Below are 12,576 nucleotides of genomic sequence, written 5' to 3' on the forward strand. Positions count from 1 at the left end.
TGGGGCCGCCTGGCGGCCCCAGCCTTTCAGAAGGTGTAGGAAACCCCAGCCTGCACCGTGCGAGGCGCCCCCGGGTACACGTAGGTGTTGAACGCCCCTTCGTCATAGCCTTTGTTGAACACGTTCTTCACGTCCAGATTCAACCGCACGTGCTCGTTGACCTTGTAGAAGCTCAGCAGGTCGACCACGCTGTAGCGTTCCATGGTGTAGGTACTGGCCGCCGTCTGCCCGGCGCGGTCATCCACGTACTTCACGCCAACCCCCAGCCCCAGGCCCTTGGCCAGCCCATCCTGGAACTCATAGGTGTTGAGCAGGCTGAAGCTGTTGCGCGGGATGTTCGCCAGGCGGGTGCCGGTGGGGAGGCTGTTGTCCTTGGTCACCTCGGCGTCGACGTAGGCGTAGCCACCGATCATCCGCCATTGCGGGGTCAGGTTGCCGGCCACGTTGATATCCAGGCCGCGGCTGCGCACTTCGCCGGCAGCGACGCTGTAGGTGCCGGTCGGGTCGTTTGCGTCGCGGGTCAGCACGTTTTCCTTGACGATGTGGTAGATCGCCGCGTCCACGCTCAGCTGACGGTCCAGCGCTTCCCATTTCACGCCCAGCTCGTATGACTTGCCCTTTTCCGGGTCGAAGCCAGTACCTTGCAGACTCGCACCGCTGTTGGGCTTGAACGAGCGCGCGGTGTTGGCGTAGACGGCAACCGTGTCGGTGAGGTCGTAGATCAGGCCGAAGCGGGGGGTGACGCCGTTCTCGCCCTTGTTGAAGTCACCGGCATTGTCCAGCTTGTTGTCGTAGTCATGCTCGAAGCGCTCGAAACGCACCCCGGCGAGGGCTTTCAGGCGCTCGGTCAGGGCCACCTGGTCCTGGATGAATGCCGCCCAGGTCTTGAGGTTTTCCTTGTCATGTGTGGTGGTGCGGGTCAGGGCAGGGCGCGGCTGGCCCAGTACCGGATCGAAAATGTCGATCGGGTAGGCACCGGTACCTGCGGCCGAACGCTGGATGATCGAGTTGTAGTCGTAGTCTTCATATTCGATGCCGGTCAGCAGGGTATGAGCGAAGCCGCCGGTGTCGAAGTGGCCGGTGAGGTTGAGCTGGTAGTCGCGGTCGGTCCACTCCAGCTTGCGGTAGTTGAAATTGCGCCCCAAGGTGCGACCGTCGGCCTGCAGGCCGTTGGCTTCCACGGCGTTGCCCTTGAGCGAGCCGTCGAGCCATTGCATGCCGCCACCCAGGGTCCAGCTGTCGTTGAGCAGGTGCTCAAAGCGCAGCTGGACCATGTTGTTGTCGTTGTGCAGCAGGTTGTCGCTGCCCTTTTCCCAGATGTTGGTGTCGCGCGAGGCCGTACCGATCTGGCCGGGCAGGCGGGTCAGGCCGCGATCCAGCGGGTGGTTGTTGCGCATGAAGTCACCTTCGAAGATGACCTTGGTGGCATCGTTGACCTGCCAGCTGATCACCGGCGCAACGTCATAGCGCTCGCTTTCGACATCATCGCGGAAGCTGTCGCCACCTTCGCCCAGCACATTCAGGCGATAAGCCAGCGAGCCATCGGCGTTCAGCGGCCCGCTGGCATCCAGGGTCGCCCGGTGCATGCCTTGGTCATCGAACTGGCTACCAAGGGTTACCTTGGGCTCGGTCAGCGGCTGCTTGCTGACCACGTTGAAGGTGCCGCCGGGGTCGCCACGGCCATACAGGCTGGTGGCCGGGCCGCGGATCACTTCCAGGCGCTCGACGGTGTTGGCATCGGGGGCATTGGGGTAGCCGCGGTTGATCGGGAAACCGTTGCGGTAGAACTCGCCGGTGGTGAAGCCGCGCACGGTGAAGGTGGTCAGTCCCTGGCCGCCGAAGTTGTTGGCCCGGCCAACGCCACCGGCATAGTCCAGGCCGTCCTGCAGGCGGCTGGCACCGGTGTCTTCGAGCACATCCTTGGGCACCACGCTGATCGATTGCGGGGTTTCGTGCAGGGCGGTGTCGGTGCGTGTGGCGCTGGCCGAGCGGTTGGCCTTGTAGCCATACACCGGGCCATCGGCGCGCTCGCTGTCGGCGCTGCTGGTGATGTTGAGAGCCTGGAGTTCGATCTGGGCCGGGTCATTGAGCGATTCGGGCTCGGCGAAGGCCAGCGGGGAGAAAGCTTGAAGCACACAAAGCGAAACGAACGTGCGACGCATCGACGGTACGATCCTGGAGTAGGGCGCTGAGGGGAAGTGTGGGAAGCGCCGAGAAACTACTACGAATCATTATCAAGTGCATTATTTTTAATCAGAACTGCTGTACCAGATACCATGTGCTTGGCAGGACCATCCTTGTTGCGGCTAGACCCGCTCCCACAGCGCCCGCGCAGCCCGTTCAGGCTGGTGGTATACCTGTAGGAGCGGGCTTGCCCCGCGAAGAGGCCAATGCAGGCAGCCGGATCTTAGTGATCGCCCTTGATTGCCAGCACGTTGCAAAGTGGATGCTCCAGCACATGCGCCGTGGTCCCTCCCAGGAACGTCTGCATCGCATCATGCCGATGGCTGCCCATCACGATCACATCGACCCGGCTGTGGCTGACGAACTGGGCAATCGCCCGGATCGCCGCACCTTCGACAAAATGCCGTCGCTCCAGCGGAATCTGGTGGTGGTCGCCCAGCCGGTTGAACGCCGCACGCTGCGCTGTGCGCACACTGCCATCGAACCCCGGCATGGTGACAGTGCCGGCACCAAAGTCGGCGATATGGGTCTTGGCCGCATCGCAGACATGCAGCAGGTGCAGCTCAGCGTTGCATTGCAGGGCCAGGGCATGGGCACTGTGGATCACCTGATCGTCCAGATGCTCGCCTGCACCCAGGCAGTTAAGGTCCACCGCCGCCGCAATCTGCCGGGGCAGCGGCAGGCGGATGTCGCTGACCAGGTGCACGGCTACCGGGCTTTCCCTGAGCAATTGCCAGTCCAGCGGCGTGACCAACAGACGCTTGAGTACCGGTTCGTGCTGCACGTCCTTGATCAGCAGGTCGCAACCCAGCCGTTCGATGCGTTCGAGCACGCTGCCCAGCGGGTCGCGGGTCAGCAGCAGTTCGGTGGAGACATCGAGCCCGGCGTTGCCCAGTTGCTCGGCTTCGTCGGCCAGCCACTGGCGGTTGTCGCCGAGCAGCCGCTCACGCTCGCGGCCGTCGCTCATCAGGCCAAAGGTGTCGACATCGTCGACGAACACATTGATATCCAGCAGGGCACCACTGGACTCGGCCAGTGCCGCCGCGCGCTGCAGCGCCGGGGTATGGCGCATTTGCGGGCCGAGCATGACGAACAGACGTTTGAACTGGCTCATCGCACACCTCCACGTGTGGCAGCCCCCCGGTTCATGCCATGTCATCTGGTCTGTACAGTCTAGACCGCTCTAGCGCTTCGGTCGGTCCACTGCGCTGCGGGTTGTCGGGTATGATGCGCGCCACACCATTTTTCACGAGGCCTGCCCCATGTCCCTGAATGCTGAACAGATCGGCGAATTCCAAGCCTTCGCCGAGCAGCTGGCCGATGCCGCTGCGCTGGCGATCAAGCCGTACTTCCGTGCCAGCCTGGAAGTCGAGGACAAGGGCGGGCGCCTGTACGACCCGGTCACCGTGGCCGACAAGGCGGCCGAGGATGCCATGCGTGAGCTGATCCAGGCACGCTATCCGGCGCACGGCATTCTCGGTGAAGAGGCCGGCGTGGCGGTGGGCAGCAGCCCGCTGACCTGGGTGCTCGACCCGATCGACGGCACACGCGCATTCATCACCGGGCTGCCGCTGTGGGGCACGCTGATTGCTCTGAACGATGGCACGCGCCCGGTGGTGGGGGTGATGAACCAGCCGTTCACCGGTGAACGTTTCGTCGGCACGCCTGCCGGCGCCTGGCGCAGTGGCACGCCGCTGAAGACCCGCGCCTGCGCCGACTTGGCCTCGGCCACGCTGATGTGCACCACCCCGGACATGTTCGACACCGCCGAGCGCAAGGTGGCGTTCGAGGCTGTGGCTGGCAAGGCGCGGCTGATGCGTTACGGTGGTGATTGCTATGCCTACTGCATGCTGGCTTCGGGCTTCGTTGACGTGATCGTCGAGGCGAGCCTGCAGCCTTATGACGTGCAGGCGCTGATGCCGATTATCGAAGGGGCCGGCGGGGTGATCACTGCCTGGGATGGTAGCAGCGCGCAAGATGGCGGCTGTGTGGTGGCCTGTGGTGACCGGACGCTGCATGCGCAGGTAGTGGAGATGTTGCGCCACGCCATGTAATTGATGGGTTACCAGCACTGGCCTCCATTCTCCTCATCCACCGCACTTTTCCGGTTTTTCGGGCTCTATGCTTGGCCAGGCTGCGCCGATCCCCAGCGCGGCCGCCGATTTCGACCCGGTGCCAATGGTTGCAAGCAATCCCCGATTTTTCCCGCGCCTGCTGCTGGCAGGCGCCCTGCTAGGCCTGGCCGGCTGCAGCCAGCAGCAAGGCCACGACATCGTCAGCCAGTTTGGCAACGGCAAGCCCAGCGAGCTGTTCCAGACCAGCGTCGACCGCATGGCCACCCTGGCCATGCGCGACAACTTGCAGAGCCTGTACCTGCTGATGAACAAGCTGTACCTGCGCAACCCCAGCCAGTGGAAGATGTCCGGCTACCTCGACGCCGCCACCGCCGAACGGCAGATCCGCATCGCCATCCAACAGCGCCAACCCCTGGCGCAACTGGGCAACCGCCGCGACCTTGCCGCCCTGAGCTACGCCCTGAGCCCGGAGTTTCGCGGCGACCGGGTCGGGGCCTTCATCTACGCCATCGGCAGCATGCTGATCACCGCGCACGGCGGGCGTACCGAGTTCTACATGACCGATACCCTCGACCCGCTGTTCATCAACAACGCGGCGCGCAATATCGAGAAGGCGACCTGGATGCTCAGTCAGCGCCAGGATGCCAACGGGGTGCTGTTGCTGTTCTCCAACGAGATCTCGGAGGAGGGCAGCAACCTGAGTTTTGCCGTGGAGTTCGGCAAGATCGTGGCACGGCTGGATCTGCTGGCGGAGTTGCTGGATGAGCGTTACCGACGAATCGGCCTGAATTACGCGCAGAGCTTGTTACTGATGAATTTCCTGCCGGTGCAGTGACTTCAACGCAATGCTTGAATGGCACGCCTGTAACGTTGCCCAGCGAGGCTCATGCTGTTGTTATGGGTCGCTCCCGGTACCAACAGCAAGGTCTTGGGCTGCTGCGCGGCATCGAACAGCTCCTGGCTGAAGCGCGGCGGCACGAAGCGATCATCCATACCGTGCACCAGCAGCACGGGCAAGCCGACATCCTTGATCTTGTCCAGCGAATCGAACTTCTGCGACATCAACCAGCGCACGGGCAGTGATGTATTGGCAACAGCCGCTGCAGCATCGCCCAGCGATGTGAAGGTCGACTCCAGGATCAGGCCACGCGCTGGTGCTGCACTTTCTTCCTCCCGCGCCTGCCTGGCCAGCTCGGTGGCCAGCTCGACAGCCACGGCGCCACCGAGCGAATGGCCGAAGATCAGGCGCTTGCCGGCATCAGGCTGCAACTGCACGAAGCGTTCCCAGGCGATACGCGCATCCTCGTATACCGTGGCTTCGGACGGCAGGTCGCCGCGGCTCTGGCCGAAGCCGCGGTAGTCCACGGCCAGCACCGAGTAACCCATGGCATGTAGCTGCTCGATGCGGAAAAGCTGGCCGGTCAGGTTCCAACGCACGCCGTGCAAGTAGAGGATAGCCGGCGCACCGGCGCGTTTGGCGGGCCACCACCAGGCATGCAGGCTCTGGTTATCGGTGAAGCTGCGCGGGCGCAGGTCCAGTTCCTGCACGTCGTTGGGCAGGCCGTGGAACCAGCTGGCCTGGCCGGGCTCAATACGGAACAGCAGTTCGCGTTCCTTGTGCTGCAGCATCGCGCAGCCAGCGGGCAGGCCGATGACCATCAGGCTGACGCACGACCAGGCGAGCCAGCGGCGGCGCAGGTGAGTGAGGAGGCGGGCAGGCATGCTGGGTTTTTATCAGATGCGTAGGGCTTGATGTCGGAAAAGTTACCGAATGGTGAGCTTGCTTGGTTGCAAGCTGTTTCTGGACACTAACGGGCGCTACGCAACTGCTCCAGCAACGACTGGCACTCCTGCAGCAACCATTCGCCCAAGCGCGGGCAACTCAGCGTTTCCAGCTCGCGCCATTGCCCCGCGCCAGTTCCGCGCGCGTAACCAGGGCTGGGCAGGGCGGCAGGAAGTGGCGGTTCACTGACGCTGCAGATTGCGCTGTTGTTTGTAGGAGCGGTGTTCGATTATCGCGCAATAGTGGTCGACCCACTGTCCGCTATTCGCCCATCCAATCCGAACATCTCATTGCCCAACCCCCGCCTTTTTGCTTAGTGTGTCACCTATGCGCCAGTGGTCAGCTGCCCCCAAACCCTGACCCCAGCCCGATAGAATATCCGTGAACGACCGCAACCACGAGCCCAAGGCCAGTAGGAAGCGGCGCCCAGAACAATAACGATGCCGAGTGCCTAGCCTATGGAAAGCCGCCTGCTGAGCGAGCGCAGTAGCGTGTTCCATCACGCCGACCCCTATGCGGTGTCCGACTACGTCAACCAGCACGTCGGCCAGCACTGCATCGGCCTGTCGCGTACCACCCACCCCCAGGCCAGCCTGAGCCATCGCAAGTTCGCCGAACTCGACCTGTGCCGCATCAGCTACGGCGGCAGCGTGCGGGTGACCTCGCCGGCACTGGAATCCATCTATCACCTGCAGGTCCTGCTCAACGGCAACTGCCTGTGGCGCGGGCACCAGCGCGAGCACCACTTGGTGCCGGGCGAGCTGCTGCTGATCAACCCGGACGACCCAGTCGACCTGACTTATTCCGAAGACTGCGAGAAATTCATCCTCAAGGTGCCGACACGGCTGCTCGACACCATCTGCGACGAGCAACGCTGGCAGCGGCCAGATGGCGGCGTGCGCTTCCTGCGCAATCACTACCGGCTGGAAGAGCTGGATGGCTTCGTCAACCTGCTGGCCATGGTATGCCACGAAGCCGAGGTCATTGACTCGTTACCGCGGGTGCAGGGGCACTACAGCCAGATCGTCGCCAGCAAGCTGATGACGCTGATGAGCACCAATATCCGTCGGGAAAGCCTGGGTACGCCGGGTGCGAACCTGGAGCGGATCCTTGATTACATCGAGCGCAACCTCAAGCTGGAGCTGCCAGCCGAAGCGCTGGCAGAGCAGGCCTGCATGAGCGTGCGCTCGTTGTATGCGCTGTTCGATCGCCAGCTGGGCACCACGCCCAAGCAGTATGTGCGCCAGCGCAAGCTTGAGCGGGTGCATGCGTGCCTGAGCGATGGCAGCTGCGCGGTACGCAGCGTCACCGAACTGGCCATGGATTATGGCTTTCTGCACCTCGGGCGGTTCTCCGAGGTGTATCGCCAGCGTTTTGGCCAGCTGCCCTCGGAAACCTTCAGGCAGCGCCAGTGAGAGGGCTTACAAGGGGTAGTGCTTGAGTTCGCGTGCGATCAGCATGCGCTGGATCTCGCTCGACCCCTCGTAGATCTGGGTAATGCGCGCATCGCGGTAGTAACGCTCGACCGGGTAGTCCTCGAGATAGCCATACCCGCCATGCACCTGGATCGCCATCGAGCACACCCGCTCGGCCATTTCCGAGGCGAACAGCTTGGCCTGCGAAGCCTCCGACAGGCACGGCTTGCCTGCCGTGCGCAGCCGCGCGGCATGCAGGATCAGCAACCGCGCAGCATTCACCTGCACCTGCATGTCGGCCAGCAGGTTGGCGATACTCTGGTGCTCATTGATCGGCTTGCCGAACTGGATGCGGTCGCGCGAGTACACCAGCGCCGCCTCGAACGCCGCACGGGCGATGCCCAGGGCTTGGGCGGCGATGCCGATGCGCCCGCCTTCGAGGTTGGACAGGGCGATGGCCAGGCCCTTGCCGCGCTCACCGAGGATATTCGCCGCCGGGATGCGGCAGTTGTCGAAGGTCACCGCGCAGGTGTCGGAGGCGCGGATGCCCATCTTATGCTCGCTGCGGTCAACCTTGAAGCCCGGGTTGTCGGTCGGCACCAGGAAGGCCGACAGGCCTTTCTTGCCCAGCTCCGGGTCGGTGACGGCGAAGACGATGGCCAGCCCGGCACGGCGGGCGTTGCTGACGAACTGTTTGGACCCGTTGATGACCCATTCGCCATTGACCAGCTCGGCGCGGGTACGCAGGTTGTGCGCTTCCGAGCCGGCCTGTGGTTCGGTCAGGCAGAAGCAGCCTATCACCTCGCCAGTGGCCAGGCGCGGCAGCCAGGCCTGCTGCTGTTCAGGGGTGCCATAGGCCAGCAGGGGGCCGCAGCCAACCGAGTTGTGGATGCTCATCATCGCGCCGGTGGCGCCGCAGCCGGCGGCGATTTCCTCGACGGCCAGGGCATAGGCCACGTAGTCGGTGTAGCTGCCGCCGAAGCCCTCGGGCACGACCATGCCGAGCAGGCCCAGCTCGCCCATCTTGCGCACCACGCCATCGTCTATCCAGCCGGCCTTTTCCCAGGCTTGGGCATGGGGGGCGATCTCGCCACGGGCGAAGTCCCGAGCCATGTCGCGGATCATGATCTGCTCTTCGCTCAGTTCCAGGTCTTGCATCTGCGTACTCCCGGGCTCACAGGCCTTCGAAGAATTGGTCGACCCGCTGGCGCGACAGCCCGGCCAGGGTCGGCGGGTTCCAGCGCGGCTGCTTGTCCTTGTCGATGATCAGGGCGCGCACGCCCTCGATGATGTCGCCGTACTGGAACCACTGGCGGTCGATGTGCAGCTCCATGGCGAAGCAGTCTTCCAGCGCCAGGTGGCGCCCGCGGCGCAGCATCTCCAGAGTAACCGCCATGGCCAGCGGCGAGCGGCTTTCCAGCTGTTCGGCAGTCGCCAACGCCCATGGGTGGCTGTCACCGATGCGCACCGCGCGCAGTTGCTCGATGATCGCCGCCAGGTCGGGCTGGGCGAAGAAGTGGTCGATGACCGGGCGCAGCTTTTCCAGCGGCGCATCGTCGAGCACCTGGCTGCCAAGCTTGGCCAGCAGGTTCTGCAGGTCCTTGAGCGGGTGGTCGCCGAAACGCAGCGTATCCAGGCCTTCATCCAGCGCGGCAAGCTTGTCGCTGGCCAGGTACCAGTCGGCCAGCCCGCAGTACAGGGCATCGGCGGCCTGGATCTGAGTGCCGCTGACGCCCAGGTAGGTGCCCAGTTCACCCGGGATGCGCGACAGGAAGTAGCTGCCACCCACATCCGGGAAGTAACCGATGCCAACCTCGGGCATGCCCAGGCGGCTGCGTTCGGTGACGATGCGCAGGTCGCAGCCTTGGGCCAGGCCCATGCCGCCACCGAGGGTGAAACCGTCCATCAGTACCAGCACCGGCTTGCGGTATCGGTGTATGGCCAGGTCCAGGGCGTACTCCTCGACGAAAAAGTCTTCGTGCAGGGTGTCGCCAGCCTTGTAGCTATCGTGCAGCGAGCGGATATCGCCGCCGGCACAGAAGCCCTTGGGGCCTTCGCCACGCAGTACCACGGCTTGCACCTGTGGGTCTTCGGCCCATTGGTCGAAGTGCTGGCGCAGGCTGCGCACCATGTCCAGGGTCAGGGCATTGAGGCCGGCAGGGCGGTTGAGGGTGAGGTGGCCAATCTGGTTGCGGACTTCGGCCAGTACATGAGCCGTTGCCGAGGTATGAGCGTGCGCGGTCATCGCGTTCTCCCTGCTTTGTTATTGATTTTCCAAGTGAAGTCTGGAGTGCGCTGGAGGATCGCTGGATCCTGGCATGCGAATTTGTCTTACGCAATGGACAAATCTGCAGGGGGATCGTGCGTTTTTGCCTTTGGGCATTCAGCGCCTGGGAGATCGAGCGCCGCCCCGCGCGGCGCTCGCTCCCACAACCGCTGCAAAACCGTCGCCATACACCTTCAACCCCATTCATTACCCTGACCGTAACGATCAACCTTCCAGCTTGATTGATCCGCCAATCCCGCTCGCCCTACTGTGCCCCCACGACAGCGAACCCGTGGAGTCACCCAATGACCATAACGAAGAATCCACCGCCGCAATGGTCCAGGCGACGCGCCGAGAAGCAGCGCCGCCTGGACCGCGTCCGTCACCTGGCCGACGGTGTGGTGCTGCCCACCGAGCGGATCGTCGAAGCCCTCGAACTGCTGATCGCTCCCGGCGACCGCGTGGTGCTCGAAGGCAACAACCAGAAGCAGGCTGACTTCCTCTCGCGTTCGCTGGCCAAGGCCGACCCCGAGCGCCTGCACGACCTGCACATGATCATGCCCAGCGTCAGCCGCGCCGAACACCTGGACCTGTTCGAGCGCGGCATCGCCCGCAAGCTCGACTTCTCCTTCGCCGGCCCGCAGAGCCTGCGTATCGGCCAGCTGCTGGAAGACGGCCTGCTCGAAGTCGGCGCCATCCACACCTATATCGAGTTGTACTCGCGGCTGCTGGTCGACCTGATCCCCAATGTCACTTTGGTCGCCGGCTTCATGGCTGACCGCGACGGCAACCTGTACACCGGCCCCAGCACCGAAGACACCCCGGCGCTGGTCGAGCCTGCCGCTTTCAGCGACGGCCTAGTGATCGCCCAGGTCAACCAGCTGGTGGACCGCGTCGACGACCTGCCGCGCGTGGACATTCCAGCGTCCTGGGTCGACTTCGTGGTAGTCGCCGACCAGCCGTTTTACATCGAGCCGCTGTTCACCCGCGACCCACGCCATATCAAGCCGGTGCACGTGCTGATGGCGATGATGGCGATCCGTGGCATCTACGAGAAACACCAGGTGCAGTCGTTGAACCACGGCATCGGTTTCAACACCGCCGCCATCGAGCTGATCCTGCCGACCTACGGTGAATCGCTGGGGCTCAAAGGCAAGATCTGCCGCAACTGGACACTCAACCCGCACCCGACCCTGATCCCGGCTATCGAAACCGGTTGGGTCGAGAGCGTGCACTGCTTCGGTACCGAACTGGGCATGGAGGACTACATCGCCCAGCGCCCAGACGTCTTCTTCACCGGCCGCGATGGCTCGCTGCGTTCCAACCGCATGATGTGCCAGCTGGCCGGGCAGTACGCAGTCGACCTGTTCATCGGCGCCACCTTGCAGGTCGATGGCGATGGCCATTCCTCGACCGTCACCCGTGGCCGCCTGGCGGGTTTCGGCGGGGCGCCGAACATGGGCCACGACCCCCGCGGCCGGCGCCACGCCAGCCCGGCCTGGCTCGACATGACCGTGCCCGAGACGATGCTTGAGCGTGGCCGCAAGCTGGTGGTGCAGATGGTCGAGACCTATCAGGAAGGCGGCAAACCCACTTTCGTCGAAACCCTCGATGCCGTGGAGGTGGCGAAGAAAGCCGGCATGCCGCTGGCACCGGTGATGATCTACGGCGACGACGTCACCCACCTGCTCACCGAAGAAGGTATTGCCTACCTGTACAAGGCGCGCAGCCTGGAAGAGCGCCAGCAGATGATTGCCGCCGTGGCCGGGGTCACTGCGATCGGCCTGCGCCATGACCCCAAGGACACCCTGCGCCTGCGCCAGCAAGGCCTGATCGCCTTGCCCGAGGACCTCGGCATCCGCCGCACCGACGCCAGCCGCGAGCTGCTCGCCGCGCGCAGCATTGCCGACCTGGTGGAATGGTCCGGTGGCCTCTACAACCCGCCTGCACGGTTCAGGAGCTGGTAAATGACGGCATACGCGATCCCTGTAGAAGCGGCTTCAGCCGCGAAGAGGCCAGCCCAGCAAACCGAACTCTCCCTGTCTGAGCGCTTGGCCGATCTGGCCATCGAGGCCCTGATCGACGAAGCCGACCTGTCCCCCAAACCCGGCCTGGTCGACCGCCGCAGCAGTGGCGCCCACAACGACATGACCCTGGCCCTGATGCACGCCTCGGCGTTGACCTTGTGGCCTTGCCTGCGGCAGATGGCCGAAGCCGCGCAGGCCCATGGTGATATCGGCCCACCACTGCGCGCCGAGCTCGGCCGCATCGGCCGCGAAGGCGAGCAATCCATGCTCGCCACCACGGGCGGCATCAACACGCACCGCGGCGCGATTTGGGCCCTTGGCCTGCTGGTGGCCGCACAAGCGCTCGATGCTAAAGCCGATCCCCAGGCAGTTGCCGCTCGTGCCGGCCGCATCGCCCTGATCGACGATCCGGCAGCCCCCGCTCAGGAAAGCCACGGCACCCACGTCCGTCACCGCTACGGCGCAAGCGGCGCCCGCGAGCAGGCCCAGCAAGGTTTTCCCGCCGTGCTCGAACACGGCCTGCCACAACTGCGCCGCAGCCGCGCCGGCGGTGCCAGCGAAAGCCACGCCCGGCTGGATGCCTTGCTGGCGATCATGGCCGCGCTCAGCGACACCTGTGTGCTTTGGCGCGCCGGCCCGCAAGGCCTGCAAACCCTGCAGGCAGGCGCTCGCGCGGTGCTGCAAGCGGGTGGCTGCGCCAGCCTCGCTGGCCGCCGTCAGCTGCGCCTGCTGGACACACAACTGCTGCAACTGAATGCCTCACCGGGCGGCGCCGCCGATCTGTTGGCCGCCTGCCTGTTCCTCGACAAAGCCGGGAGCCTGTGAA

At 64.4% G+C, this 12,576-nt stretch carries 10 protein-coding genes; 5 read left to right on the plus strand and 5 right to left on the minus strand.

The features are described from left to right. Positions 1-26: 26 nt before the first annotated feature. Entirely contained in the window at positions 27-2,162 is a 2,136-nt protein-coding gene (locus ACOKS3_RS13630) for a TonB-dependent siderophore receptor (RefSeq protein WP_422763196.1), read from the minus strand. A 245-nt stretch (positions 2,163-2,407) separates the two neighbouring features. Beyond that, complete coding sequence (locus tag ACOKS3_RS13635) at positions 2,408-3,298, minus strand: universal stress protein (RefSeq protein ID WP_103447202.1); 891 nt, start codon at positions 3,296-3,298, stop codon at positions 2,408-2,410. A gap of 148 nt (positions 3,299-3,446) precedes the next feature. On the opposite strand from ACOKS3_RS13635, the gene hisN reads away from it, so the two are divergent. Both hisN and ACOKS3_RS13645 read left to right on the plus strand, forming a co-directional pair. Next, entirely contained in the window at positions 3,447-4,238 is a 792-nt protein-coding gene (hisN, locus tag ACOKS3_RS13640) for a histidinol-phosphatase (RefSeq protein ID WP_103447203.1), read from the plus strand. A 124-nt stretch (positions 4,239-4,362) separates the two neighbouring features. Beyond that, the gene (locus ACOKS3_RS13645) at positions 4,363-5,094 is read left to right on the plus strand and encodes a hypothetical protein (RefSeq protein WP_422763214.1); all 732 of its coding nucleotides are present in this window, start codon (positions 4,363-4,365) and stop codon (positions 5,092-5,094) included. A 2-nt stretch (positions 5,095-5,096) separates the two neighbouring features. Here the strand turns inward: ACOKS3_RS13645 and ACOKS3_RS13650 are convergent, their stop codons facing one another. Next, positions 5,097-5,981 carry an alpha/beta hydrolase gene (locus ACOKS3_RS13650; protein WP_103447204.1) on the minus strand — a complete coding sequence of 295 codons (885 nt, stop codon included), beginning with the start codon at positions 5,979-5,981 and terminating at the stop codon, positions 5,097-5,099. A 519-nt stretch (positions 5,982-6,500) separates the two neighbouring features. On the opposite strand from ACOKS3_RS13650, the gene ACOKS3_RS13655 reads away from it, so the two are divergent. Beyond that, positions 6,501-7,457 (plus strand): helix-turn-helix transcriptional regulator, encoded by a 957-nt coding sequence (locus ACOKS3_RS13655; RefSeq protein ID WP_422763197.1) that lies wholly within the window; start codon positions 6,501-6,503, stop codon positions 7,455-7,457. Positions 7,458-7,463: 6 nt separating this feature from the next. Here the strand turns inward: ACOKS3_RS13655 and ACOKS3_RS13660 are convergent, their stop codons facing one another. Together ACOKS3_RS13660 and ACOKS3_RS13665 are read right to left on the minus strand one after the other, a co-directional pair. Then, on the minus strand, positions 7,464-8,615 hold the full coding sequence (locus ACOKS3_RS13660) for an acyl-CoA dehydrogenase family protein (protein ID WP_103447207.1): 1,152 nt from the start codon (positions 8,613-8,615) through the stop codon (positions 7,464-7,466). A gap of 16 nt (positions 8,616-8,631) precedes the next feature. Continuing rightward, a complete protein-coding gene (locus tag ACOKS3_RS13665) occupies positions 8,632-9,702 on the minus strand; it encodes an enoyl-CoA hydratase/isomerase family protein (RefSeq protein ID WP_422763198.1) in 1,071 nt (356 codons plus the stop codon). A 326-nt stretch (positions 9,703-10,028) separates the two neighbouring features. On the opposite strand from ACOKS3_RS13665, the gene mdcA reads away from it, so the two are divergent. Together mdcA and ACOKS3_RS13675 are read left to right on the plus strand one after the other, a co-directional pair. Beyond that, entirely contained in the window at positions 10,029-11,690 is a 1,662-nt protein-coding gene (gene mdcA / locus ACOKS3_RS13670) for a malonate decarboxylase subunit alpha (RefSeq protein WP_103447209.1), read from the plus strand. Continuing rightward, positions 11,691-12,575, plus strand: coding sequence for a triphosphoribosyl-dephospho-CoA synthase (locus ACOKS3_RS13675; RefSeq protein WP_103447210.1), 885 nt, complete (start codon positions 11,691-11,693; stop codon positions 12,573-12,575). Position 12,576 lies beyond the last annotated feature (1 nt).

Source organism: Pseudomonas sp. HS6-2, assembly GCF_049325675.2.
Lineage (GTDB): Bacteria > Pseudomonadota > Gammaproteobacteria > Pseudomonadales > Pseudomonadaceae > Aquipseudomonas > Aquipseudomonas putida_N.